The following is a 23960-nucleotide window of genomic DNA, read 5'->3' as shown; positions in this document are numbered from 1 at the left end:
GATTTTTTAATATACTTAATGGTATAGTTACTGAAGGTAATAGTTGTTAATTGGAATCTTAAAAGTTTTAAGTAAAGGATAGATAATGGAGAGTTTTATGAACTAAGAAGTATTAAAGTTAACATAGAGAATAAAAAGCACTAGAAGACAAGACGTATCAGTCATGTTTTCTAGTGCTTTTTATTGATCTAATATTATGTTGCATTAATTCGGCCTGTTTTTTTGATTGAATTTTTTCATGCTCTGTTAAAAAAGTGTCCAATCTATGCATTAACAATTGATTCTGCTGGTTTGCTATTTCTTCTTTTTCTATGTTTGAGTGTGTATTCTCGATATCTTTTTTTATAATAAAGTATATTACTATACCAAATCTGATCGCAGAAAGAAAAACATAGAGTAATAAAAGAAAACCAATGACAATTAATATCCAATTAGTTAATTGAATGAATATTTGTATAGACAGCAAGAAGAATAGGAAAATAAACGCCCCTATTAGGGCATTTTTTATAAACTTAACTAATTTTTTTAAATTTTTATTCGTTAGAGTGGCAAAGGTAGATCCAATTCTAATACTACCCAAAATTGAGAATACAGTAAAATAAATACCGATAAAAACTGCTGTAATAGTACCCAAGGAACCTTCTTTAGTTATAAAAAAGTTTTTTAGATGCACTGTAATAAATTGCTCTATGCTACTAGAAGCGAAATTTGTATAGAAGATCATAAGTAATTTATTAATCGAAAATACAATAGAAAACATAATTAATATTACTGTAATTGAGTAATCTTCCAAGGAACGTATTAGTTTATCATATTTTTTCATATTTTTAATCACATCCTTGCACTCAATATAACACACATAAATAATTAGTTTGGTATAGCATCAGGTAATGGTATTTCTGGTAGAACAATATTTGGCAAGTTAGCGCCAATAATTTCACGGTCATAACGTCTTACAAAACCATGTCCTGGTTGGTTGTTATTATAATAGTCGCTCTCCATTTGATCGCCGATATATTCCCAACCAGTATTATCGTCATTTCTCATAATAATTCTTTTTAGTACTCCGGCATTTTTTAAATCTATATGCTCCGAATTTCCAGTTGTTGGACTTTGGTATTTTACTTTAATGGATTCAAAAACATCATTTTCATCAAAATCAAGTGCCGCAACTAATTCAATTAGTCTTTCAGGGTGTATAACTTCTCTACGGAAACGGCCATTAGAAAAAGTAATTGTTGCTTTGTTTGCACCAAATTCAGCATGACTTTCTAGGGTGGGTCTTAAAATATTAGCAATTAAGCTTTCGTTTTCTTGGTTTTCAAGAAAATTATGTGGAGCGGGTGCTATCAAATTAAGGCTGAATTCAATAGATTTGATATTTCGAGAATGGCGAACGTCATTAAAACCTAATGTAGGTTCAACTTCAGTAAATTCGAGCATCCAACTTTCAGTTTCAGTGCTGGGTAAAAAAAGACTTAAATAATGCTGCAAGTGAACTGGTCGACAACCATAATGATTATATTCAATCATTACCAAGCTTGAATTTGGTATAAATACGGCAGTAGTTAATTCTAAAACATCATCTGTAATTTCATCGGCTCTTCTTGTTCCTTTATTGCCCAAGTATGGTTTATGGTCTCTGAATTTTCCGAATGTTACAGTTCTATTTTGAAAAGTAGGGGAAGTCAAATCTGGCATTTTCATATTTATTAATGAAATATTACCGTACTTCGTGTTTTTAAATAATACTTGTGGATTAATACCAATAAGTCGGTCTAGTAAGGTTGTTAAGTTTATGTTGGTTTTTACACCATTTCGGGTGATGAAGCAGTTGTAATAATGGATGGTTTTACTCATGAAAATTCCTCCTTAATATAGCATAAAATAATTAAAAAGTAATAATATTTTATAAGATGAACATAACGATAAAATGAATAAGAAATGAAACAAATACACGCAGATAAGCGTGCCTTTGTTAATACAGGATTTGTAATTTGTTTTTTTATGTATTTTCATTTTTTTCTTTGTGTAAGATAAACTCCCAGAATCTTTTTAGTTCTTCTTGTTTTTCAGGAGAAGCAAGTTTAATATCTTTAAACCATAGGCCAAGTTCAGGATCATTATAAGTATCTTTTAAATTATCTTCTTTATAAGAAACAGTTCGTCCCAAGAGGTAATCAGTTGTTACTTCAAAGTAATTAGCAATTTGATTAAGTGTGTCGTAATCAGGTTGACGTTCATTTCTTTCATACATGCCAATTGTACTTTCACTAAGTTTAAGGGTGTGAGCCAGCTCTTTTTGAGTAATTTTTTTTTCTTTCCGTAAGTCTCGGAGTATATTTCCAAAAGTTTTCATTTTATCACCTATCCATATGATAACACAATGTGTGTTATTTAATTGAGTTTTCAAGTCTAAACCACACAAAAAGTGTTGACAACACGAAATGTGTGGTTTAGACTTGAGTTAAATCGCACGATTTGTGTTGTTATTTTTTCGGGGGGGATATATTTGAACAAACAATTAATAGCTAAAAATCTTATAACTTTAAGAAGTGAAAAAACAAGAGAAGAAGTGGCTGAGTCAGTGGGCATTAGTGTTAGTACATTACAAATGTATGAGAATGGACAAAGAATTCCGCGAGATGATATAAAAATAAAATTAGCTAATTTTTATGGAGCTACTGTTCAATCTATTTTTTTTGATTCTCTACAACACAAAGTGTGCGATTATCAATAGTTTTTAAGGGGGAAAGAAAGTGATTAACTTTGACATTGAATCATTTCGGGAAATCATCCGAGAAGAAGTACAAAAAGCAACTAAGCATCTTCAACCAATGAACGAACTACCACCATTTTTAACTATTCTGGAATTAATGGACTTGTTACATATCAAACGTACCAAAGCATCTGAGTTATTAAATCGTTCTGATTTTCCAGTATGCCGTGAAGCTGGGGTTCTTATTCCTACACATCTTCTTTTTAAGTGGATGGAAAATCATACTGACTGGGTAGAAAACAATACAGAGTACTACAATCCATTTAAAGAATCCGTCTAATACTAAGTTACCATGTTGGGGTGTCACAAATAAATAATACGTTAGGTACGAATGGGGGAAGTAAACGATGTCTATAGGAAAAGAAGTTGCTATGGCGCGTAAACGAAAGGGGATCACACAAGAAAGACTCTCTTCAGAAATCCCTGTAAGTCGTGAGTCGCTAGCAAAATATGAAACTGAAAAACGGCGAATACCGAAAGACTTAAGAAAATGTATTACTGAAGGAATAGATGACCCACAATTGTTTTTTAAAATGTGGAGTGAAGCAGCTGGTCATGTAAGCATTCCATTTTTTAATGGAGAATACATAGATTTGCATCCTACAAGTATGAGGTACATGGTTCAGCAAGAAACAAATGAAGCTTTGAAACAACTTGATACATTATGTTGGTTTAAACCTTCACAAGCATGGTCTGAACAGGAGAAAGAATCTATGAAAAAAGCTATGCATGAAATTTTAGATGCTACAGGTTCAATGATGAGTCTTGTAGCGGTCTTATGTGATCAGTACGGTTTTTCAATGACAGATATATTTAAATATTGGAAAGTGTCACTGAGAGCAAGGAAATATACAGATGGTTAATTTAATTATTACTAGGGAGGTTAAAGTAGTGGCAATTGATTATGTGAGTCCAACTTTAAAACAATATAAAGAACTGGTAAGAAAAGAAGCAAATTTATATGGGGATATCCGAATCGCATCAATTTGTGGAGATTTTATAAAAGCTAAAAGTTTAAAGCAAGAGAAGAAGTTAACGGAGATAAGAATTCGAATTATAGAAGCTGCATTTGTTTTGAAAAATAAAAAGAAAAAAGAAAAGGCTACCGCATAGCCCACGATAACCCAAAATACTAACAAATGAATTATAACATATTCCGATTTAATGCGACAAGCAACTGCGCTTGTCGTTATGGCCAGAAAGATTTGTTCTTTTGTTGTTCATAGTTTATAAGATTGTACTTTCTGGCCATAACGATACGTACAGTATCAAATTATTTGAAGTGTGAGGGATGAAACATGAAAGTAGAAAGTAATCGTCTGTTTGATTTAGTTCTACCAGGAGACTTTGCTTTTGCAACTGAATTACATAACTGCATGATGACATGTATTCATAATATGTTCAATGCCGGTACGCTAGATGAAGCAGATCGTTGGGATAAAGAATTAAATAGGTGTGCTAAAGAATTCAAGAGTATTCGTAACGCAAGAGAAGAACACGATGTATTAAAGAGTTATCGAGTAGTTGTTAAAAATCTTCGAGGTAAAGGAATCAATGCGTCACTAGTTAGTCGAGGAAAATAAAAAATCTATCACTTGGCAGAGTGATAGATTTAAGACTCGTATAGTGAGTCTTTATAAATATTAACTTAGTTAAATTATATCAAAGTAAATCAAGTAAAACAATGGAGGATGAATAATATGGCAGTTTATAGACCGGTACACGTTTCATTTTGGCAGGATTCATTTGTTTTAGATCTTACACCAGAGGAAAAGTATTTTTACTTGTATTTGATGACAAATAGTAAGACGTCTCAATCAGGAATCTATGAGCTTCCACTTCGCATCATTGAAACTGATACAGGGTACAACCGTGAAACTGTTATGAAGCTATTAGAACGTTTTGCTGAGTACGGAAAAATAAATTACAACCAAAAAACAAAAGAGTTGTTCTTAATTAACTGGTTGAAATTCAATCCAATTAAAAATGTAAATATTGAAAAGTGCGTTTTAAAAGAGATTCAATCTGTAAAGGACCAGGATTTTTTAGTTGATTTCTATGAAACTTGTTTGCAATTAGAACGAGAGCAAGGTTTTAAAATTCCTCGTATTAAGGAGTATTTATCAGTCCGTTTGGAGGGGCTTATAAGGGGCTTCCAAGACCCTAGAAAGGAAGAAGAAAAAGAAAAAGAAAAAGAAAAAGAACAACAACAACAAGAAAAGCGCGCGAGCGCGGAAGACGTTGTTGAGGTTAATCCAATTTCTTTTTACGAACAGAACTTCGGATTCATTACACCTTTTATTGCAGATGGTATTCACGCTTGGATAGATGATTTAAATGCAGAACTAGTTATTAAGGCTATGGAGATTGCTTTAGAGAAAAATACGAGAAACATGTCTTACGTAAATACAATTTTACGAGATTGGCATCTTAAAGGATTGAAAACAGTAGCAGACGTTGAAGCAGCTGATAAGGCATTTCGTGATCAACGATTAGCAAAGGGACAGCAGCAAACTCAAGCACCTTATCAAAATAAAGGTCTATCAGCATCTACTCAAAACGTATTACAGCAGCAACAAGCATGGGAGCAGAACATTCCAACAGAAGAGGAACTTGCAGCACTTACTAAACAGAGTGGGTGGATGGTTCAATGAGTAACGATATGATTCGAAACGTAGAAGCTGAACAAAGTGTTTTAGGTAGCATTATCCAGGAAGGCGATTTAATTAAAGATTGTCAGCTAAAGGTAAAACAGTTTTCTTCACCAACGCACCAAGTGATTTTTAAGGCGATGAGAGAATTAGATGATGCTGAGGTCCCGATAGATCTTGTTGCTCTCATGGGGAAATTTGAAGACAGTTTTATGAATCAAATTGGTGGTATTGCGTTCTTTGTAAACTTAACTGAAGTTGTTCCAACGACGAAAAACTTTACGTATCACGAAGGTTTAATTATCGAAGCTTGGAAAATGAGACACGCTCAAGAGGTTGCTGGTAATTTATATAATCGCCTTCAGCAAAATAGGGAAATGAGTGCTATTAGTACATCAATTGATGAACTAAGTGCCATTGAAGAAATAGGTTACTCAGATGAATTTAACTTGAAAGAAACACTTGTTGATTTGTATAAGAAAATGCAAATTGATGTAGGTGATTTAACCGGTATTCCAACTGGTTATGACGATTTGAACAGAATGACAGCGGGGTTACAAGAAGGTGATTTAATCATTGTCGGTGCCCGTCCTTCAATGGGGAAAACAGCATTTGTATTAAATGTTGCTTTTCATGCAGCAAGTGCTCATACAGCCACAGGGATCTTTTCTCTAGAGATGGGGGAGGAACAGCTACTTAAGAGGATGATTTCAAGTACTGGAAATATTGATGCTACGAAATTAAAGAATCCTAAGAAGCTATGTAATTTAAAGGATTGGGAAAAAATTAGTCAAGCGATGGGATTAATTAATGATTTGCCATTAGAAATTTACGATAAAGCAAATGTAACAATGCAAGAGATTTATGCAAAGACTAGGAAACTAAAGCGTAAGTACCCTGATAAGAAGGTTTTAATTGCCATTGATTATTTACAGCTTATAGTGGGCGATCCAAAACATAGAGGGAACCGAATGCAAGAAATCGGTGAGATTAGTCGTAAGTTAAAACTTATGGCAAGAGAACTAAATGTATGCGTGGTTGCGTTATCGCAGTTAAGTCGTGCTGTTGAGAGCAGACAAGATAAACGCCCGTTGCTATCTGATTTACGTGAGAATGGTCAAATTGAGCAAGATGCGGATTTAATAGCATTTTTATACCGCGAAGATTACTATGACCGCGATACAGAAAATAAAAACATAACGGAAATTATTTTAGCGAAACAGAGGAACGGTCCAGTTGGTGTTGTTGAACTGGCATTCATTAAAGAATTTAGTAAGTTTGTAAATTTAGAGAGAAAGTTCAATCATCAACAGGAGGCCTAATCATGTTGTTACGTCAGGAAGTAGAGCGTAGAAAACTAATAATCATTCGTAAATTATTGGGATTAGGATTAGCTGAGATTAACGGACAAACATTAGATCAACTAACGTTAACGCAGCTTGAAGAAATCTTATTTGCAAGCTTGCAGGTATTGGAGGGGAAAAACAATGCCAAAACAATTAACAATTTTTGATGTGGAACCAGTTGTATCATTTGATCCAAAGAAAGCTCATATTCATCGTTTGAATTCAAAATTAAGGTATGCAGATATAGTTGTGCAAATACCACGCCAAGCCAAAGCAATTGATGAATTAAAACCAACGACAGCGCCTGATGAGCGATATGAGCTATTTGAAGATTATGCGATTGGGATATGGCGTTATAAAAGAGTGGGGGATAAACAATTTGTATGGGAAGAGGCAGAAGAGATATGTAAGCGAGCAAGGGATAGCAAAGAACCGATTCCAATACGGCTTCATTTATCTCTTGAACAATCATTTGTTCCAGAAAATGTTGTGCGATATTTGTAGACAAATAAAAAAGCCGAGATTGCTCTCGACATAATTATCCGACAAAGTAATTATAACATAATTGGGAGTGGTCGTGGTGGCAGTAATCAATGAAAATATTGCTAAGATGAAAGCTGAAATTTCTCTAGCAGAAAATATGATTTATGTTGTGAAAGATGGACAGATTCATTCGATTGAACCACCATCAACTGGTCATGGTGAGCAGTCATTTGTATATAAAGCTGGTAAAGTAGCGCGTATGGAAGAACGAAAAACACAGTTACTTTAGTAGGACCAGGATTCACTTTAAAAATTTGTAGCTTTTATCACTTTTTCTTTAAAATTTATATAGATAGTATATAATTAAAGAGGCTATATAAAAATAAAGAAAGAGGGATTGGAGATGCAAGAATATACTTTTAGTTCAGCAGTAAATCAAGTGATTGTTGATGGGATATTGAATGGATATAAAAGCTATATCCATGAGCGTAACGAAAAACAAAGAACCATGAAGATTAGTGATGCATATGCATGGGTAAAAGGGAACCATATTGATGACCAAACAGCCAGGGAATGTGCAAGTGTTGGGATTGTGTATAAAAAGGCTAAGGCAGGATATACTTGGGGGTATTTACAATTTTCATCTTCTGAAGACAAAAGCATGTTTATTATAAAAAATGCTAAGTATTTTAATGAGGGGAATTTTCCGGGTGGTAAGGGGATTGACGGAAATAAAAAACGCAAAAAAAATGATGAAAATTATTTAAAAAAGTTATCCAGAGTAAATCACAAAATAAAATTTCCAGAAACTCGTTCACTTCCGAAAGAAGCTGGCTTTGTTGAATTTTTAACTCTCTTTGACGATAACACTTTAAAATCATTAGAGGATACAGAAGTAAGTAAGTTACAGAAAGAATACGATAAGTTTTATATTGTAACTTACGAAATTGATGAGGCGTTCATGATTTCAAAAATATTTCTTTGGATGCCGAATCCTCATAATGAAAAAGCTTATTTAGTGGATGATTTAACTGGACTAATTAATAATAGCTCAGTGGACTTTGAGGATGTAGATACAACAGTTCTAGAAAATGATGAGATGGATTATAATTATGAATCACCAGCTGCATTTGATTACGATATTTATCATGATGAGGAATTGGATGATGAAAAAGCAGATGATGATGATAGTCGAAGTTAGAAATATATTGTAGGAGGTAGGTACAATGTTTGTTGGTAAAAATTTAACAAACATTCGAATTCTCCATGGTTACACAAGAAAACAACTTTCCGAAATGCTAGAAATTACCGAACAGGCCATTTGGCAATATGAAAACGGGTATATGTCGCCTAAATTGGAAGTTATTAATAAAATGAAGAGAATTTTCAAAGTAAAAAGTAAGTATTTTTATTCTGAAGATTTTCTAAGTGAAAATGGAAAATCGAATATACAACAATGTCACATTGCTTATAGAGCAGATATTATAAATAGCGCTCAAAAAACTCTAAGTGAAGCTAAGACAATAGAATTTATTAGTTCGTTTTTAAATGTCATTGAAAAAAAGTTACATTATCCACCAAATGAAATAGTCGCTTTAAGAGAAAAAGTTATCCAATATCTTACTTCTTCAGATGAAGATAAGAGAACAAAAATCGAGAAGGCAGCAAAATTAGCTAGAGAATTTTTAGGGATAGGTAATAAAAGTAATTTAAATCTATTATTTATTCTTGAGAAAAAAGGCGCATTTATTTTTGAAAAGGCCATTGGAGAAAGAATAGATGCTTACAGTTTATGGGCTGAAGATGGACGACCATTTATTATTTTAGGGAATTTAAAGAAATCTGCTGCCAGAAGGAACTTTGATTTAGCACATGAATTAGGTCATTTACTGTTACACTATAAAGTTGAATTTTCTTCATTAGACAATAAGGCCTATAGAGAGCATGAACAAGAGGCGAATTTATTTGCTGGGGCCTTCTTATTACCCGAAAAAGAGTTTACTGAAGACTTTAATTTGCTTTCTAAGAATTCAGCTCCTGACTCTTACATTGATTTGAAAAGTAAATGGATTGTCTCAATTCAAGCCCTTGCATATCGAGCTCATTCACTTGGTTTGCTGGACTATCAAAAGTATAGATACTTCAATATCAAATTAAATAGACAGGGGTATAAAATAAGAGAACCACTGGATGATGAAATAAAGGTTATGAAACCGGGTAAGGTCAAAAGTATATTGCAGCTTTTATTTGATAAAAATTATTTATCATTAGGTACACTGTTGGATATGCTTATGGTTGATATTGAATTCTTATCTACACTGTTAGGGATAGAGGCAGCATTTTTTGAAAAATATCAAATTGAATTATCGAAAGAATTTACAATTTCTGATCTAAATCTAAAAGTGAAATAAAAGTTTTAGTCTCAGGCTGAAGGAAATAAAAAGACTTAGTTGGGGATTATTAAATTTGGAAGAGTTATGATTTGCGTAGTAGTAAAATAATTATTGGACACAAGATGAGAGTAGATCCGTTATCTACTCTTTTTATTAATATGTAACCAAAATTAGGGTTAAAGTCCACAGTTTTCTATAATCTATAAAATTATGTTAAATAATTTAAACCATGGTGATATAATGGATTTATTTGTAGCAGCAACTGTATTGAATTGGTTCTAGGGGTGAATAATCTGATGGTTGAAACAAGGTTACATTATGATTCCGTTCGGGAAAATATAGAGAAACTATTTGAACTTGAGAAAATTGGAGTGAGTGAAAAATTTCTTACTAATTTTCTCAATATATTATCAAGGTTATGTAATTATGAAGAAGAGGGGAAAAAAATTCGTCCTCGAATTGTCATAACTAATAATATTAAGGAAGCGATAGATACGGTATCTAATTCATACATAGTTAAAACAAAAACGGGCGATTTAGATGGTTTTGATATGGAAAAAATATTGAAATCCTTGATTCCTTTTTGTAATAATGGTTGGCATGTTTTTGTAGATATTGAGCAAGATAGAATACAGTATGGTATAATCAGGGCTTTTTCTGGTCCTGTAGGTGTTTCTTTTTCAAGAAATTTATTAAGTATTGAAGAACCTGAATTTATAGATTTTGGGGTAATTGATGTAGAAGTTATTAGTAATTTTGAGCTTAATATATGTGGAATTAGAAAACACAATTTAATGATTGATTTTCGGTTAGTAGACCATAGTGAAGAAACGAATGAATGTTTTACTGATATGATAGAAGATATTACTCACGATGTTCCATCATTAGGAAAAGAGTCTATTAAAAAAGCGTTAACGAATTTATTATCAATAATACCATATAGGGTTCATGGAACAATTTGTGTCGTTGTTGAATCAGATTATCAATTTCCAAATGAGTTTTTATCAGATGGTACTTGGTTCTCGGATCCTATAGACTTGGGAGAAAAAATAATAGATACTGCAATGAATAAAAAAGATATTGTATCATCAGAAGCGTATTATGGTCTTTCAGGATTATTTCTTGAGATGTTAAATGTGGATGGAATTACCATAATAGATAGTTCTGCTAGGGTTAGAGGGTTTAATGTTTTTGTGAAAAAACAGCCATTAACGTTGGATGACATACCGGCAGAAGGGGGAGCTAGGAAAAGGGCTGCCTATACTGTTTTAGCATCAAAAGACCCAAAGGTTAAAGGGGTATATTTTTTATCCCAGGATGGGAATACCTTCTACAAAAGGATGTGTGATTAATTTGGCTAATGAAATCGTATTATGGGATTCGCCTAATGGTGCAAGAATACCTGCTACTGTTGCTAGTGTTAGTGAATTATCAGGATACATAAATATGCTTTCGCCGAGAGAAATAGATAAAATAAAAGTTTCTTTTGAAGCGGGATTATTTGATATGGCGACCGAGTATACCTGGAATAGGACAATTGCAATACTAAGGGATAAAATTATGTCATTTGGCAAAGAATTTGTACTTGAAATGTTAGGACGTAGTGAGGATAATTTATCTGATTCAAGTGATTTTCTATCAGATGTAGATATAATAAATTTGAGTGCTGATTTAGGCTTAATTAATAAAACTGCTAAAATTTTGTTTCTACAAAGCAGTGAGTTGCTTAAACATTTTTTAACGCGTTCTGTTGAGGAAGAGTTGGATGTTACACAAGCGCAAGCATGCATAAAAGGTTGTATTAAGTATGTATTAGCGATGAATGACGATGGTTTTAGCATATCTTTTACTAATTTTAGAGAAAAGCTTAAAAGGGAAATTATATCAGAGAAGCATGATATATTTCAAAGTTTAATGAATAGTCCATATTTTTATAAAAAAACAACCACTAGAACTCTATTAAACTTGTCAAAATCGGAAAAAGGAGCAGAACGAGAAATTGTCTTTGCGAATATGGTAACAATTATTCCAAATATTTGGGGTGATTTGTTATCGGATGATCGTTACCCAGTAGGATTCGCTTATGCTGAAGCTACAAATGCAGGAGATATGGCACTTGTAAGAGCATTGAAATCAGTTTTACTTAAAGTAAAAGGTTTTGATTATGTACCAGAAAGTCTAAGATCTAATACGTTTGTTGATGCCGCAAATCATTTATTAGAAGTACATTATGGGAATAATAATTTTTATAATGAACCAGCAGCAGCTAAGCAACTTTTAAATTTAGGAAGTTCAATCCCAGTCCCAGCATTAGGTAAATGTATAACAGCCACTATAGCATGCAAAATAGGAAGTATATGGGGAATATCTTGGGAAGCGCAGGTATACCTCGATCAAATATTAGACAATTTAACTGACGATAGATGGGAATATTATTTCAATAAAGTTTTTATCGGTGAGGAGATTATACTTATTAAACTTGCGGATTCTAGCGTAATTAATCGTTGGTGTGAAATGGTAATAAAGTATGATTTGCATAACAAAAATATAACAAATCATCAAGCTAAAATGCTATTGCAAGATAGTGCTAAAAATAACAAGAAGAAAGTTGAAAAGCTATCTGATGAAATGTACAATGAGTTGAGAGGGTAAATTATTTATAGAACATATCATTGGATTTTAAATGTTGAGATTACTGAATGAGGTTTGTGATTATTAGTTGTGGAGAATAAAATAATAGCAGTGAACTAAAGAATATATGGAAATATATTAGTGTCCTACTGGAAGAACCGGCGGACATCAAACTATAAGAGCGTTAAAAAAGTTGCTCTGTAGTTTGGTGTCCGTTTTTTTTATTTAATTTATAAATTTAACAAGGAGTATTTTGACTATGAGACAATTAACTTTCTTACCTAAAATTGATCGCAGAGCAACACAGGTTCGTTTAGAAGTGATTCTTGAAAATGTTCGTATTTATAGACAATTTGGGATGATTAGAAATGAGATGAAGGTCACAGCTTCAAGCGAGGTAAGATATCATGGTCCAACAAACATAGTAGGGAAGCCAGCTGAAGATGTTGCTTTAGCAAATGTTGTAATGAGTGAAAAAGAAGTAAAATTACAGCGTCTATCTTCTCAAATTGATAAGGCTTTAAGTCGGTTTAGCAAGGATCAAAGAGATATTATTGTAAAACGATATTTAGAGGATGAAGAAGTATTCGATTATATGGTTTATAACGAAATTGGCATGAGTGAGCGAACATATAGACGTAATAAAGCGAATGCTTTTTATAAACTTGCATTTGCTCTTAGATTAGAAGTTTACGAACAAGTGGTTGGTGAACAATAATGAATTTTGTTCAACCTATTCGTAATCCAGAGCAGATACAAAAAATCAAGGAATACCTGAAAGAAAAGAATGAACGAAATTACATCTTGTTTGTAATGGGAATCAATACAGGCTTACGTATAAGCGACATTCTAAAATTGAGGGTTGGAGATTTAAAGGCAAGCCATATTTCCATGCGTGAAATGAAGACCAGCAAGCAGAAACGTATTCAAATTACTGCAGCTTTGAGAAGAGAATTGAAATGGTACATTGAGGATATGGAAGACAATGAATATCTAATTAAAAGCAGACAAGGGAAGAATCGACCGATAGGAAGAAGCATGGCATATAAAATACTTAGTACTACAGCAGCGGAGTTTGGATTGGACGAAATCGGAACACATACATTACGTAAGACATTTGGATATCACATGTACATGCAGACAAAGAATATAGCCTTGTTAATGGAGATATTCAATCATTCAAGTGAACGGGTCACATTAAGATATATAGGAGTAAACCAAGATGCAATGGATAAAGCAATGACTAGGTTTAAAATCTAATCATTGCTTTTTTCTTTTTAATTCTATACAGTTACTCATTTTTATTGTGTTGTGTAACTCAAAAAAGAAAGTGTTATGAGGTTACGAATATCAAGGGCTCTAGCGTTTGGGTTAGTTACACAAAATATAAGATATGGGTAAGTCACCATGAATTATGATGACATGTAAATTAATATATATTAAACTTAAACTAATAGTAAGATGTGGAAAATTAATGTATAAAACTAGAAAATAAGGATGGACACAAAGATGAAATTTGAGATTTCAGAAAAAACGTATAGCACACATTGCGAAAAATATAATGATTTGGGAGGGAATTTACAAGATTCCTTAAAGATTCTATTAAAAGAAGCTGAAATTAGTTTCTTAGATGTTAATTATAGAATAAAAGATTATAATTCTTTCAAAGATAAGATAAAGAGGAAGGGTTATCAAGATCCTATGAATGATAACGAAGATTTTTGTGGTATGAGAATAATTTGTTTCTTTCCAAGTGATATAGAGAAAATTGGTGATGTTATTAATAAGGAATTTAATGTCCATCACTCTGAAGATAAATCGGATAAAGAAATAGACAGGTTTGGTTATAGGTCCTATCATTTTGTTGTATCAGTTAAGGATGAATGGCTATCTGCACCAAATTTTCGGAATTTAAAAGGTGTAAAAGCTGAAATCCAAGTAAGAACAATTTTAATGCATGCATGGGCAGACATAGAACATAAGTTACAATATAAGAAAAAAGAACATATACCTAAAGAAATACAGAGAAAGTTTTATCAGCTTAGTGCGTTATTCGAACTTGCTGATGAACAGTTTGAAGTGTTAAGAGATAAAAAAGAAGAAATATATACCAAAACGCTTGTGGCATCCTCAAGTAACTTTGATACAAAACAAGAAATGAATGCTGATACATTACAAGCATTTTTAGATTTGAATATAAGTGAAAGGGAAAGAGCAGAAGAAAATACTGGTGATTTCTTAGATGAGTTACTTAAACTCAATATATCTTTTGATGATTTAGAAAAAGCGTCACAAGAGATTGGTGAAGAAATGCGGGATAGTTTAGAAAAAGAAATAGTGGATTGGCAATATGATCCGTTGCAACACTGGAATCAAGTCGGTCTTGCACGATGTTTACTTGATTTAACTAATGATAAATATTGGGAGGATAGAAAATCCTATTGTCCAAATGATATGCGGGAGAGGATAGAAGTGTTAAGAGAAAGGTATAAAAATCGTCAATTAGAAAAGGTCAATTGAACTACATTAGTTTGAGAGGGAATCTTTATGGGGAAAAGTAAGAGTAGTATGTTTCCATCCTATAAAAATGAAATTAAGTAATAAGAGACGGATTATAATTTCTTCATTTAAGAAATGTTTTTTGTGAAAGAAGCAAAATGTAAAGAACTAGATTGGCAGGATTATGACCGCTTTTTGGCAGTATGTGTGCCGGTTGTTTTGGAATTAGCGTGTTATATTTGTATTGTGGGTAGTAGCGGAAAACACAACTCACAAAGATTCTTTTATAAATTGTCTAAACGATTCATAATGATGACATATAAAATCCGAAACCAGCAGATGGTGTTGATTGAACGATACCGTTATTAGGGAGAGCCTTTGCTCTTCTTCCAATTACTTAATAGTTTTGGTTTTACAAATGAAGACTATAACATTAGGTGATTGGAAGAAGAACAAATCCTTTTCTGGTTCGAATAATATGTGAATATATTAGAATGAAAATATTGTTGTTTATATTGAATTCAATTATTGATATTATGGTAGTAAATAAAGAAATTTAAGAAGGGAAGAGGAGAAGTGGTAAAGATTTCTAGTTCAGCATTGAGAGTTTTAATTGGTGTTTATAATGAGAAGGATAAAAAGAAATTAATAGCACCGTTTTTTGGAATGACCGGAAAGGAATTCGCTAACGCTGTTAATGAATTAGATCAAAATGAGTATATTGAAGGTGCTGTTATTACGACTGGTGGAATGGGCGCTGTTCCACAGATAGCTTGGTTAGATAATGCGGAAATTACTCGTTCTGGTGTAGAGTATCTTGCAGAATTCACGAATGGAAACGTGAATTAAAGCTAGTGGAAAAAGCTGAAGTAATAAAAAGATAAATGAAAGTGATTCAGTCATTGTATATTCTAAGCTATTTGCTACAGGGTAAAGTAATAGCTGAATTTATTTTTAATAATCTATGAGATGTAGTTCGAAAGAAATAATTTTGCTTTACTAAATATTAATTATCGTGGGCGCTACCTTAATATGGTTAGCGTCTTATTTGTCATTATGAAAAGATATCAGAAAGGAAGAAGTGAAATGGAACTAACTTATCTTGAAAAGGATGCATTTATTGTTACAAATATTATGGAGATAGGTATTGTAATATCCATTATTTTCTGGATTTTGGTTAAAGGTCAATGAATAAATACAAAACCAAACAACAGAAGCGTAAGTTCTATGACAGTGGTGAGTGGAAGAGTATACGTGAACAAGTAAAGAGGCGTGACAACTATGAGTGTCAGGAGTGTAAACGAAATGGTCGCGTTCAAACCGATACCAATGAATACAGTGAGAGTGCAAAGCGTAAGAAGATTCAACTCGTTGTCCATCATATAAAAGAACTCGAAGATCATCCGGAACTTGCATTAGAAATAGATAACCTTGAAACAGTTTGTGTTAATTGCCACAACAAAGAACACGGTAGAACATTCAAAAAGAAACAGAATAAATGGGAATACGATGAAAAGTGGTAAAAATGAATCGATGATAATAATCCCCCCCTTAAAATATTTCAACGAAAATTGCTCTAAGGGGCACCGGAGGAGGGGGTTAACTGTCAGGTTTTTTTCGATTTTACGCACGTAAGGGGGGTGGGTAGATGGCTGTTAGTATTGTGAGGTTAAAAGAACAGCTCATGAATAGTATTGATATTACAGATTTAGTCGAAGTTGAAAAGGTAGAAAGATATATTGATCTTGTAAAAGCATTTAGAAAAATAAATAAAACTATTAATAAAGAAGGCGAGTCCGTAACGATAAAAAACGGTTCTCAAGTTTTTGTTAAAGCCCACCCTCTTATAAGTGAGAGGAATAAAATTAACAGTTCATTAATTGCTTTGGGAAGAGATATAAAGTTTGTTCCTAAAGTTGGTGCTTCTAATTCGGGTTACAGTCCAAGTGATTTGATATGATTAGGCAAAAGTATGTAGATGAATACATTGAGCTTTATAGAAGTGGGAAAATAAAGTTCAACAAAGAAAGAGAACTGTTAATTAACTATCTAGAAAAATATGTTTTGAATAGAGACGATTTGTATTTTGATGATGAAATGATTGAGAAGTGTATCCGATTTGGTGAGAAGTGGTACTTCCCTTTACAAACATTTCAAAAATTCTTAATAGCATTCGTCTTTTTATTTTACAAGAAAAATGGTCGCGTATTTTATCGTAAGTTCCTATGGATGCTTGGGCGTGGTGGCGGTAAAAACGGATTAATATCAGTCATCATTCATTTTTTAATTAGTGAAATGCATGGTATTCCAGAGTATAACATTTCCGTTGTTGCAAACAGTGAAGAGCAAGCGAAAACAAGTCCAGATGAAGTTCATAAATGCGTTAAACGTAATGAAATATTGCAACGAGCATTTAAGACAACATTAACTCAAACTGTGTCTAAAGCTACAGGAAGTGTATTGAAGTTTAGAACATCAAACGGAGATACAAAAGATGGTTTGCGTGATGGCGCAGTTGTATTTGATGAAATACATCAATATGAAAGTAATAAAGATGTTCGAGTCCACATTAGTGGTTTAGGGAAAAAGAAGAATCCACGCGAGTTTTACATTGGTACAGATGGATATGTTCGTGATGGTTTCTTAGATAAGCAAAAAGAAAAAGCAATGAAGGTATTGAACGGGGAAGCACGTCCCAATGCTATTTTCCCATTCATTTGTAAGTTGAATGATGAAAAAGAAGTTGATGATCCAGATAATTGGGAAATGGCAAATCCTATGTTATCGCAGCCATTAAGCGAGTATGCTGAGGGATTACTTGAAACGATTAAAGAGGAATATGAAGATTTAGAAGATGATCCAAGTAACCGAGAAGAGTTCATGACAAAGCGTATGAATTTACCGGTTACTAATTTAGAACGTTCGGTTGCAAAATGGTCAGAGATTCTTGCTACAAATCGTCCGTTTCCTGAATTATATGCTCAAGAATGCATAGGGGCGTTAGACTTTGCTAGTATTCGAGATTTTGCAGCATGTGGTCTTTTATTTAGACAAAATGGAGAATACATTTTTAAAACTCATTCCTTCGTTCGAAAAGAATTTGTTGATATCTATTACGGATATTCTAAAAAAGCAGGTGAGTTTAAAAAACAGAAATTTGCTCCAATAAAAGAGTGGGAAGAGCAAGGTTTACTAACAGTTGTGGATGAACCGACTATTAATCCTCAGCACATTGTTGATTGGTTTGTAGAAATGCGAGATCAATTTGGGATTAAAAAGATTATAGCTGATAATTTCAGAATGGAAGCAATAAGGCCACTATTAGTAGCAGAAGGGTTTGAAATAGAAGTTATACGAAACCCAAAAGCAATTCATAGTTTATTAGCTCCACGTATTGAAATGGCCTTTGCGAATAAACAAATTATTTTTGATGATAATCCTCTTATGCGTTGGTATACACAAAACGTATTGGTTGTTATCAAAGGTGATGGAAATAAAATATATGAAAAGAAAGAGCCTGTTCGTAGAAAAACAGATGGGTTTCAATGTTTTGTTCATGCTCTTTATAGGGCGGATGAGATACAAGAAGCAACTGATTTTGTTATAGGTAACATTAAATTCTAATAAAGGGGGTGATAACCATTGGATGGTTAGGTTCAGTATTAAAAAGAAATAAAGAACTAGAATTTATGGTGGATCTGGACATAATTGCTGATACAGCAAACAGGCTTCATATGAAACGATTAGCACTTGATACATGCGTATCTTTTCTAGGAAGAACGATTAGTCAATCTGAATTCAGGGTAAGGAACGGTAAAACATTTGAGAAGAATGAGCTTTATTATCGACTAAACGTTAGACCGAATAAGAATATGACTGCAAGTACCTTCTGGGAAAGATTTATCCGTAAACTTATTTATGATAATGAGTGTTTAGTTATACAGGCGGATGATGGTGATTTACTTATTGCTGATGGGTTTCAGCATAATGAATATGCTGTATATGAAGATACTTTTACAGATGTAATAGTAAAAGATTACACGTTTAAGAGAAGTTTTAAACAAAGCGAAGTAATTCATTTAAAGTATCGAAATGATAAATTATCTCCACTTATTGATGGTTTATTTGCAGATTACGGTGATTTATTTGGTAGGATATTAAACTCACAGAAACGTAAAAATCAAGTTCGTGGCACGGTTGATATGGATATGATAGGCGCTAAAACAGAAGAACAAATAGCGAAGTTACAAGAATTTATAGATAACATGTATAAGTCCATTGGTTCAAAAGATATAGCTATTGTTCCACAACAAAAGGGTATTAATTATAGCGAGATATACAATGGTGTTGCAAATGGGCCGAGTGTGGAAGAAATCAATAAAGTAACAAATGGTTTCTTAAATCAAGTAGCTACGGCGCTTGGTATTCCAACAGCTTTGATATATGGCGAAATGGCTGATGTAGAGAAGCAAACGAAAAACTACATGTTATTTACTGTAAATCCTTTACTAAAGAAACTATCTGATGAATCAAACGTGAAGTTCTTTGAGATGAAAGATTATCTCGGAGGACAAATGATAGAAATTAAATCTGTTTCTTATCAAAGTATTTTTGATCTCGCAACGAGCATTGATAAGCTAATTTCTTCTGGTGCCTTTACAGGCAATGAAATTAGGTTGGAGGGAGGATATGAATCTTCTAATGATCCGAACTTGGACAAACACTATATTACAAAAAACTATACTCAAATGAATGGAGAAAAAGGAGGTGAGGAATGATGGAGCAAGTGAATATGAATAAGCTTCTAAATCTAAAACGAGATATTCGTTTTGAATCTAAAGGTGAAAATGAGTATAAATTAACCGTTTATGGATCAATTGGTGGATGGTTTAGTGAAAATAATGCTGAAGCTGTAAGAAGGAAAATTCAAGGTGTTAAAGCGGAAAAAATTCACGTTCATATTAATTCTGGTGGAGGTTCAGCATTTGATGGTGTAGCAATTTGTAATCAGTTAAAGCAGCATAATGCAGAAATTATAGTTCATATTGATGGGTGGGCGGCTAGTGCCGCATCAGTAATTGCAATGGCAGGTGATAAAATCATTATGCCTAGTAATACTATGATGATGATTCATCAAGCGAGTACTTTTGAATATGGAAATGCAGATCTTTTTGAAAAAACAGCACGGGATTTACGAAAGATTGATTCAGCTTTAGCAGCATCTTATAAAAAACGTTTTGTCGGAACAGATGAAGAATTAAAACAACTTTTAAAAGATGAAACTTGGTTAACAGCAGAGGAAGCAGTTGCTCTTGGTTTAGCTGATGAAATTGCTGATGAAATTGAAATTGATGATACGCAAGAAGATGAAGAAGAGGAAGTTGTAGAAAACTTCAAAGATGATTTAGTAGCTAAGTATACGAAACAGCCAAATAATCAAAATCCAAAAGAGCCTATTCAAGAGCCTGTTAATACAAAGCAGAATCTGAGTACGCTCTTTTTAAATTTAGGGGGAAAATAAAATATGGTAATTAAATTTAATAACTTTGAAGAAAAGAAATTAGCTTTTGCAAAGGCGACACAGGAAGGTACACCAGAAGAACAAACAGCAGCATTAAATTCTATGATTGAAGCGCTTGCTACAGATGTCCGTTCAGATATTTTAAATCAAGTAAATGAGTCAATGGTAGATCGTTCTATTATGCAGTATCGTGGCGCTAATGTTCTAACAAGTGAAGAAATGAAGTTCTTTAATGCAGTTGTGGAAGAAGGTGGTTTTAAGTCCACTGAAACTTTACCTAAGACAACTCAAGAACGAATTTTTGATGATTTAGTTGAAGATCATCCTTTCTTACAACATATTGGTTTAGAGAATTTAGGAGCTGTAACAGAATTTATTTATGGAGATCCAGAAGGCGCAGCGGTATGGGGACCGTTATTTGATGGTATTAAAGGTCAATTAAATGCTACATTCCGTAAAGATAGCATTTCCCAACTTAAATTAACAGCGTTTATTCCATTAGCAAACGACATGTTAAAACTTGGGCCTGTTTGGGTTGAACGATACGTTCGCACAATGATTACAGAAGCAATGAAAGTAGGTTTAGAACGTGGATTTGTAGCTGGTACAGGTAAAGATGAACCTATTGGATTATTAAAAGATCCAAGCGGAAGTGTTGTGAATGGAGTATATCCAGATAAAAAGCCTGTAGGCACTTTAACGTTTGAACCAGGTCGTAAAACAATCAATGAATTAAAAGGAGTTGTTAAATTACTAGCTAAAAAATTAAATGCTGATGGTTCAGATGCAGATCGACCAAAAAATATTGCTGGTAAAGTAGTTATGGTAACTAATCCATTTGATACTTTTGATATTCAAGCAAACGCGACAATTCAAAATGCAGCTGGAGTATATGTAACTAGCTTGCCATTTAACCCAATCCTTACGGAGTCGGTTTTTGTACCTCAAGGGAAAGTATTATTCTTTGTTAAGGGTCAGTATGTTGCAGCGATGGGTGGAACAGAACCAATCAAAAAATATGAAGAAACACTAGCTTTAGAAGATGCGACAGTTTATATTGCTAAACAATATGCTACAGGTAAACCAAAGGATAAATACACTTCACAAGTTTATACATTGAAACTTGAAGAAGTAACGCCACCGACACAAGGATGATGTGAATGGATACAGTAATTTCAGATGTAATATTACAGCAATTTAAAGAAAGGATGCACTTAGGTGATGATGAAGATGATAACCTAAAGCGCATCCTTTCTACGTCTAACAAGGCATTAATTAGGGTTTGTGGGGATTATGATTTAAATAATGACGAGGAGTTCAAAGAATTAGTCTTTGAACGCTCTCGTTATGTTTATAATGATGCATTAGAGTATTTTGACAAGAATTTTTTAAGTCAGATTAATAGTTTAGGCATCGATAAAGCATTAGAAGAAATTAAATTGTACGGTGATTAATATGCGTCCCTTTCAGTATAAAAAACCACTAAATACAGGTGATTTTAGAAATCGAATTATCATAGAACAACCGGAAGTAATAAAAGATGAATTGAATCAAGAAGTTGAAACAGGTAATTGGCAAGAAGTTAAAAAAGCATGGGCGATGATAAAAACGGTAAAAGGTTCGGAATACATTGAAGCTTCGGCTTCACAGTCCACACGAATTTATAGGTTTGTAATTCCTTATACAACAGGTATTATAGAATTAATGCGAATTAAAATGAAGGGTCGTATCTTTGATATTATCGAACCGCCAATGAATGATGATGAAATGTATCAAACATTGACTATTATCGCAAAGGAGCATGTTTAATATGAACGATTTTGCGAGCGATCTTGCTAGAGAATTACAAAGGTATGCGAATGTTGTAGAAGAAGAATTGCTAACAGCACAAGAAGAAGTAGCTGATCATGCTGTAAGTAAATTAAGACAAAGTGGTCCTAAAAAAACAGGTGCTTATCGTAAAGGGTGGCGTAAGAAAAAAGAAGGTAATAGCGTTGTTGTCCACAATACAAAAGGACAACTAACGCATCTTTTGGAAAATGGCCATGCAAAGGCTGGTGGTGGACGCGTTCCGGCTCAAGTGCATATTCGTCCAGTTGAAGAGTATGTAATTAATGAATTACCACGACGGATTGAAAGGGCGCTTGAATAATGATATTAGGTAAATTAACAAAAATCCTTGAAGCTACAGGTTATCCTGTGGCTTATTCGCATTTCACAGCAACGCCAGGGAAGCCAGTGCCAGCGCCACCTTATATTTGTTTCCTTGTGGATGGATCAGCAAATTTAATGGCTGATAACAAGGTTTATCACAAGATAGACGATGCAAATATTGAGCTTTACACAACTAAAAAAGATTTAGTTGCAGAAGAAAAACTTGAAAAAGTCCTAGACGATCATGAGATTCCTTATGACTCGTATGGGACTTTTATTGAATCTGAAAAAATGTATCGAAAAATATACGAAACGAGGTTGATATAAATGAATGAAAACAAAGTATCTTATGGTTTAAAAAATGTTCATTATGTACCATACAACGTAACTGATGGAGTCGTTACATTTAAAACGCCAATTCCAATGCCTGGTGCGGTTGAACTAACAAATGAACCACGCGGTGATTTAATTGAGTTTTATGCAGACGATATGCTTTATTACTCAGCAGATAATAACCAAGGATATGAAGGAGTTTTAAATATTGCTGTTATTCCAGAACAATTTGCTATCGATGCACTAGGTGAGCAGTTAGATGAAACTGATGGTGTACTTAATGAATTTGCTGACGCTAAAGGAAAACCTTTCGCATTGTTATTTGAATTTGATGGCGATGTAAAAGCAACTCGACATGTTATGTATAACTGTTCAGCAAGTCGTCCTAACATTTCATCTAAATCAAAAACGAATTCCGCTGAACCAAATACAAATGAATTAAAATTTGTTGCTAGCCCACTGATTTTAGCGCCTGGTGGAAGACCAATGGTTAAAACGAAGACAACTGCTAAAACAACAACAGCAATTTATAACGATTGGTATAAAAAAGTGTATGTAAAAACACCAGCAGTACCAAAAGGAGCGTAAGTAAATGGAAAAGACAATTACAATAGACGGAAAACAAGTCAGATTAAAAAGTACAGCGGCAACAGTTAAAAAGTATAAAGCACAATTTAGACGTGATTTATTTGCAGATATGCTCAAATTAGGTGTTATTGCTCCTTCAAATCCTCAAGCTGGCGCTACTATCGATTTAGCGAATGCAGATTTAAGTAAAGTAGATTTTGAAGTTGTTTATGATCTAGTTTGGTTATATGCGAAAGCAGCAAATCCAGAAATTGCTGACCCGATTACATGGTTAGATGGTTTTGACGAATTCCCTATCTCTGAAATCCTTCCAGAAATTATGGATATGATTCAAAGTACAATGGGTGCAAAAAAAAAATAAAGAAAACTAACGGGGAGCAAGGGGCTATCAGTGATGAAGAATTAACCACTGATACGTTCCTTGCTCTTTGTTATAAATCGAAATTAACGCATTGGGATTTGGAAGTCATGACAATTGGAGATTGCTTTGATTATATTGCTGAATTCGCTGAAATGGAGAATCCAGACAAAGAAAAAGTTAGAAAAGCAAATCAAACAGACTTCGATTCATTCTAAGAAAGG

The 23960-nt window shown here is 33.3% G+C and carries 34 protein-coding genes; 31 read left to right on the top strand and 3 right to left on the bottom strand.

Annotated elements, in window-relative coordinates; genetic code table 11:
* Positions 1-157: 157 nt before the first annotated feature.
* From COC96_RS02215 to COC96_RS02205, 3 genes are all read right to left on the bottom strand, one after another.
* Positions 158-823, bottom strand: a complete 666-nt coding sequence (locus COC96_RS02215) for a hypothetical protein (protein WP_098768209.1) — start codon at positions 821-823, stop codon at positions 158-160.
* A 44-nt stretch (positions 824-867) separates the two neighbouring features.
* The gene (locus tag COC96_RS02210; RefSeq protein ID WP_098768208.1) at positions 868-1860 is read right to left on the bottom strand and encodes a DUF6731 family protein; all 993 of its coding nucleotides are present in this window, start codon (positions 1858-1860) and stop codon (positions 868-870) included.
* Positions 1861-2005: 145 nt separating this feature from the next.
* A complete protein-coding gene (locus tag COC96_RS02205) occupies positions 2006-2359 on the bottom strand; it encodes a helix-turn-helix domain-containing protein (protein WP_098768207.1) in 354 nt (117 codons plus the stop codon).
* A 153-nt stretch (positions 2360-2512) separates the two neighbouring features.
* Between COC96_RS02205 and COC96_RS02200 the strand changes: the two genes are divergently transcribed.
* From COC96_RS02200 to COC96_RS27850, 31 genes are all read left to right on the top strand, one after another.
* The gene (locus COC96_RS02200; protein WP_098768206.1) at positions 2513-2740 is read left to right on the top strand and encodes a helix-turn-helix transcriptional regulator; all 228 of its coding nucleotides are present in this window, start codon (positions 2513-2515) and stop codon (positions 2738-2740) included.
* A gap of 19 nt (positions 2741-2759) precedes the next feature.
* Positions 2760-3059: a hypothetical protein gene (locus tag COC96_RS02195; RefSeq protein WP_098768205.1), complete on the top strand. Its 300-nt coding sequence runs from the start codon at positions 2760-2762 to the stop codon at positions 3057-3059.
* Positions 3060-3126: 67 nt separating this feature from the next.
* The gene (locus COC96_RS02190) at positions 3127-3642 is read left to right on the top strand and encodes a helix-turn-helix domain-containing protein (protein ID WP_098768204.1); all 516 of its coding nucleotides are present in this window, start codon (positions 3127-3129) and stop codon (positions 3640-3642) included.
* A 28-nt stretch (positions 3643-3670) separates the two neighbouring features.
* On the top strand, positions 3671-3892 hold the full coding sequence (locus COC96_RS02185; RefSeq protein ID WP_098768203.1) for an RNA polymerase subunit sigma: 222 nt from the start codon (positions 3671-3673) through the stop codon (positions 3890-3892).
* Between the two features lie 185 nt (positions 3893-4077).
* Entirely contained in the window at positions 4078-4362 is a 285-nt protein-coding gene (locus COC96_RS02180) for a hypothetical protein (protein WP_098768202.1), read from the top strand.
* 117 nt (positions 4363-4479) lie between these two features.
* Positions 4480-5433, top strand: a complete 954-nt coding sequence (locus COC96_RS02175; protein WP_098768201.1) for a DnaD domain-containing protein — start codon at positions 4480-4482, stop codon at positions 5431-5433.
* Entirely contained in the window at positions 5430-6752 is a 1323-nt protein-coding gene (gene dnaB, locus COC96_RS02170) for a replicative DNA helicase (RefSeq protein WP_098768200.1), read from the top strand. Before COC96_RS02175 ends, dnaB begins: the two co-directional genes overlap by 4 nt.
* Before the next feature lie 2 nt (positions 6753-6754).
* Positions 6755-6943, top strand: coding sequence for a hypothetical protein (locus COC96_RS02165; protein WP_098768199.1), 189 nt, complete (start codon positions 6755-6757; stop codon positions 6941-6943).
* The gene (locus COC96_RS02160; protein ID WP_098768198.1) at positions 6918-7280 is read left to right on the top strand and encodes a cell division protein SepF; all 363 of its coding nucleotides are present in this window, start codon (positions 6918-6920) and stop codon (positions 7278-7280) included. The genes COC96_RS02165 and COC96_RS02160 overlap by 26 nt, the downstream gene beginning before the upstream one ends.
* 76 nt (positions 7281-7356) lie before the next feature.
* On the top strand, positions 7357-7548 hold the full coding sequence (locus COC96_RS02155; protein ID WP_098768197.1) for a DUF3954 domain-containing protein: 192 nt from the start codon (positions 7357-7359) through the stop codon (positions 7546-7548).
* Positions 7549-7662: 114 nt separating this feature from the next.
* A complete protein-coding gene (locus COC96_RS02150; protein WP_098768196.1) occupies positions 7663-8460 on the top strand; it encodes a spr1630 family ClpXP-sensitive toxin in 798 nt (265 codons plus the stop codon).
* A 25-nt stretch (positions 8461-8485) separates the two neighbouring features.
* Positions 8486-9670, top strand: coding sequence for a spr1629 family repressor/antitoxin (locus COC96_RS02145; protein ID WP_098768195.1), 1185 nt, complete (start codon positions 8486-8488; stop codon positions 9668-9670).
* A 278-nt stretch (positions 9671-9948) separates the two neighbouring features.
* Complete coding sequence (locus COC96_RS02140) at positions 9949-11004, top strand: hypothetical protein (RefSeq protein ID WP_098768194.1); 1056 nt, start codon at positions 9949-9951, stop codon at positions 11002-11004.
* 1 nt (position 11005) lies between these two features.
* Positions 11006-12304 (top strand): hypothetical protein, encoded by a 1299-nt coding sequence (locus COC96_RS02135; protein WP_142339944.1) that lies wholly within the window; start codon positions 11006-11008, stop codon positions 12302-12304.
* 238 nt (positions 12305-12542) lie between these two features.
* Positions 12543-13001, top strand: a complete 459-nt coding sequence (locus COC96_RS02130) for an ArpU family phage packaging/lysis transcriptional regulator (RefSeq protein ID WP_098768192.1) — start codon at positions 12543-12545, stop codon at positions 12999-13001.
* A complete protein-coding gene (locus COC96_RS02125) occupies positions 13001-13543 on the top strand; it encodes a site-specific integrase (RefSeq protein ID WP_098768191.1) in 543 nt (180 codons plus the stop codon). The genes COC96_RS02130 and COC96_RS02125 overlap by 1 nt, the downstream gene beginning before the upstream one ends.
* A gap of 249 nt (positions 13544-13792) precedes the next feature.
* Positions 13793-14803 carry a GTP pyrophosphokinase gene (locus COC96_RS02120; protein WP_180234945.1) on the top strand — a complete coding sequence of 337 codons (1011 nt, stop codon included), beginning with the start codon at positions 13793-13795 and terminating at the stop codon, positions 14801-14803.
* Positions 14804-15358: 555 nt separating this feature from the next.
* Positions 15359-15631 (top strand): YjcQ family protein, encoded by a 273-nt coding sequence (locus tag COC96_RS02115; RefSeq protein WP_098768189.1) that lies wholly within the window; start codon positions 15359-15361, stop codon positions 15629-15631.
* A 338-nt stretch (positions 15632-15969) separates the two neighbouring features.
* Positions 15970-16305, top strand: coding sequence for an HNH endonuclease (locus COC96_RS02110; protein WP_098768188.1), 336 nt, complete (start codon positions 15970-15972; stop codon positions 16303-16305).
* 125 nt (positions 16306-16430) lie between these two features.
* Positions 16431-16742: a P27 family phage terminase small subunit gene (locus COC96_RS02105; RefSeq protein ID WP_044791512.1), complete on the top strand. Its 312-nt coding sequence runs from the start codon at positions 16431-16433 to the stop codon at positions 16740-16742.
* Positions 16739-18406: a terminase TerL endonuclease subunit gene (locus COC96_RS02100; RefSeq protein WP_098768187.1), complete on the top strand. Its 1668-nt coding sequence runs from the start codon at positions 16739-16741 to the stop codon at positions 18404-18406. Before COC96_RS02105 ends, COC96_RS02100 begins: the two co-directional genes overlap by 4 nt.
* A gap of 8 nt (positions 18407-18414) precedes the next feature.
* A complete protein-coding gene (locus COC96_RS02095) occupies positions 18415-19560 on the top strand; it encodes a phage portal protein (RefSeq protein WP_098768186.1) in 1146 nt (381 codons plus the stop codon).
* Entirely contained in the window at positions 19560-20303 is a 744-nt protein-coding gene (locus COC96_RS02090; protein WP_098768283.1) for a head maturation protease, ClpP-related, read from the top strand. Before COC96_RS02095 ends, COC96_RS02090 begins: the two co-directional genes overlap by 1 nt.
* 3 nt (positions 20304-20306) lie before the next feature.
* Positions 20307-21458 (top strand): phage major capsid protein, encoded by a 1152-nt coding sequence (locus tag COC96_RS02085; RefSeq protein ID WP_098768185.1) that lies wholly within the window; start codon positions 20307-20309, stop codon positions 21456-21458.
* 5 nt (positions 21459-21463) lie between these two features.
* A complete protein-coding gene (locus COC96_RS02080; protein ID WP_098768184.1) occupies positions 21464-21757 on the top strand; it encodes a hypothetical protein in 294 nt (97 codons plus the stop codon).
* 1 nt (position 21758) lies between these two features.
* On the top strand, positions 21759-22112 hold the full coding sequence (locus COC96_RS02075) for a phage head closure protein (RefSeq protein WP_098768183.1): 354 nt from the start codon (positions 21759-21761) through the stop codon (positions 22110-22112).
* Between the two features lies 1 nt (position 22113).
* The gene (locus COC96_RS02070) at positions 22114-22455 is read left to right on the top strand and encodes an HK97 gp10 family phage protein (protein ID WP_098768182.1); all 342 of its coding nucleotides are present in this window, start codon (positions 22114-22116) and stop codon (positions 22453-22455) included.
* Positions 22455-22784, top strand: coding sequence for a hypothetical protein (locus tag COC96_RS02065; RefSeq protein ID WP_098768181.1), 330 nt, complete (start codon positions 22455-22457; stop codon positions 22782-22784). The genes COC96_RS02070 and COC96_RS02065 overlap by 1 nt, the downstream gene beginning before the upstream one ends.
* Positions 22785-23378, top strand: coding sequence for a major tail protein (locus COC96_RS02060; RefSeq protein WP_098768180.1), 594 nt, complete (start codon positions 22785-22787; stop codon positions 23376-23378).
* A gap of 4 nt (positions 23379-23382) precedes the next feature.
* On the top strand, positions 23383-23739 hold the full coding sequence (locus COC96_RS02055; protein ID WP_098289276.1) for a hypothetical protein: 357 nt from the start codon (positions 23383-23385) through the stop codon (positions 23737-23739).
* 26 nt (positions 23740-23765) lie between these two features.
* A complete protein-coding gene (locus tag COC96_RS27850) occupies positions 23766-23954 on the top strand; it encodes a hypothetical protein (protein ID WP_257201442.1) in 189 nt (62 codons plus the stop codon).
* The last annotated feature ends 6 nt before the right edge of the window (positions 23955-23960 follow it).

It is taken from the genome of Bacillus cereus, from assembly GCF_002577405.1.
In the GTDB taxonomy this organism is placed as follows: domain Bacteria; phylum Bacillota; class Bacilli; order Bacillales; family Bacillaceae_G; genus Bacillus_A; species Bacillus_A cereus_AU.
This window is presented reverse-complemented; position numbering and strand designations above follow the sequence as displayed.

Excerpts from the sequence above, each read along its gene's own strand:
- COC96_RS02215 (WP_098768209.1), bottom strand. The coding sequence starts at position 823 with ATGAAAAAATATGATAAACTAATACGTTCCTTGGAAGATTACTCAATT.
- COC96_RS02210 (WP_098768208.1), bottom strand. The coding sequence starts at position 1,860 with ATGAGTAAAACCATCCATTATTACAACTGCTTCATCACCCGAAATGGT.
- COC96_RS02205 (WP_098768207.1), bottom strand. The coding sequence starts at position 2,359 with ATGAAAACTTTTGGAAATATACTCCGAGACTTACGGAAAGAAAAAAAA.
- COC96_RS02190 (WP_098768204.1), top strand. The coding sequence starts at position 3,127 with ATGTCTATAGGAAAAGAAGTTGCTATGGCGCGTAAACGAAAGGGGATC.
- COC96_RS02180 (WP_098768202.1), top strand. The coding sequence starts at position 4,078 with ATGAAAGTAGAAAGTAATCGTCTGTTTGATTTAGTTCTACCAGGAGAC.
- COC96_RS02175 (WP_098768201.1), top strand. The coding sequence starts at position 4,480 with ATGGCAGTTTATAGACCGGTACACGTTTCATTTTGGCAGGATTCATTT.
- dnaB (WP_098768200.1), top strand. The coding sequence starts at position 5,430 with ATGAGTAACGATATGATTCGAAACGTAGAAGCTGAACAAAGTGTTTTA.
- COC96_RS02165 (WP_098768199.1), top strand. The coding sequence starts at position 6,755 with ATGTTGTTACGTCAGGAAGTAGAGCGTAGAAAACTAATAATCATTCGT.
- COC96_RS02160 (WP_098768198.1), top strand. The coding sequence starts at position 6,918 with ATGCCAAAACAATTAACAATTTTTGATGTGGAACCAGTTGTATCATTT.
- COC96_RS02150 (WP_098768196.1), top strand. The coding sequence starts at position 7,663 with ATGCAAGAATATACTTTTAGTTCAGCAGTAAATCAAGTGATTGTTGAT.
- COC96_RS02145 (WP_098768195.1), top strand. The coding sequence starts at position 8,486 with ATGTTTGTTGGTAAAAATTTAACAAACATTCGAATTCTCCATGGTTAC.
- COC96_RS02140 (WP_098768194.1), top strand. The coding sequence starts at position 9,949 with ATGGTTGAAACAAGGTTACATTATGATTCCGTTCGGGAAAATATAGAG.
- COC96_RS02130 (WP_098768192.1), top strand. The coding sequence starts at position 12,543 with ATGAGACAATTAACTTTCTTACCTAAAATTGATCGCAGAGCAACACAG.
- COC96_RS02125 (WP_098768191.1), top strand. The coding sequence starts at position 13,001 with ATGAATTTTGTTCAACCTATTCGTAATCCAGAGCAGATACAAAAAATC.
- COC96_RS02120 (WP_180234945.1), top strand. The coding sequence starts at position 13,793 with ATGAAATTTGAGATTTCAGAAAAAACGTATAGCACACATTGCGAAAAA.
- COC96_RS02110 (WP_098768188.1), top strand. The coding sequence starts at position 15,970 with ATGAATAAATACAAAACCAAACAACAGAAGCGTAAGTTCTATGACAGT.
- COC96_RS02105 (WP_044791512.1), top strand. The coding sequence starts at position 16,431 with ATGGCTGTTAGTATTGTGAGGTTAAAAGAACAGCTCATGAATAGTATT.
- COC96_RS02100 (WP_098768187.1), top strand. The coding sequence starts at position 16,739 with ATGATTAGGCAAAAGTATGTAGATGAATACATTGAGCTTTATAGAAGT.
- COC96_RS02090 (WP_098768283.1), top strand. The coding sequence starts at position 19,560 with ATGGAGCAAGTGAATATGAATAAGCTTCTAAATCTAAAACGAGATATT.
- COC96_RS02085 (WP_098768185.1), top strand. The coding sequence starts at position 20,307 with ATGGTAATTAAATTTAATAACTTTGAAGAAAAGAAATTAGCTTTTGCA.
- COC96_RS02080 (WP_098768184.1), top strand. The coding sequence starts at position 21,464 with ATGGATACAGTAATTTCAGATGTAATATTACAGCAATTTAAAGAAAGG.
- COC96_RS02075 (WP_098768183.1), top strand. The coding sequence starts at position 21,759 with ATGCGTCCCTTTCAGTATAAAAAACCACTAAATACAGGTGATTTTAGA.
- COC96_RS02070 (WP_098768182.1), top strand. The coding sequence starts at position 22,114 with ATGAACGATTTTGCGAGCGATCTTGCTAGAGAATTACAAAGGTATGCG.
- COC96_RS02065 (WP_098768181.1), top strand. The coding sequence starts at position 22,455 with ATGATATTAGGTAAATTAACAAAAATCCTTGAAGCTACAGGTTATCCT.
- COC96_RS02060 (WP_098768180.1), top strand. The coding sequence starts at position 22,785 with ATGAATGAAAACAAAGTATCTTATGGTTTAAAAAATGTTCATTATGTA.
- COC96_RS02055 (WP_098289276.1), top strand. The coding sequence starts at position 23,383 with ATGGAAAAGACAATTACAATAGACGGAAAACAAGTCAGATTAAAAAGT.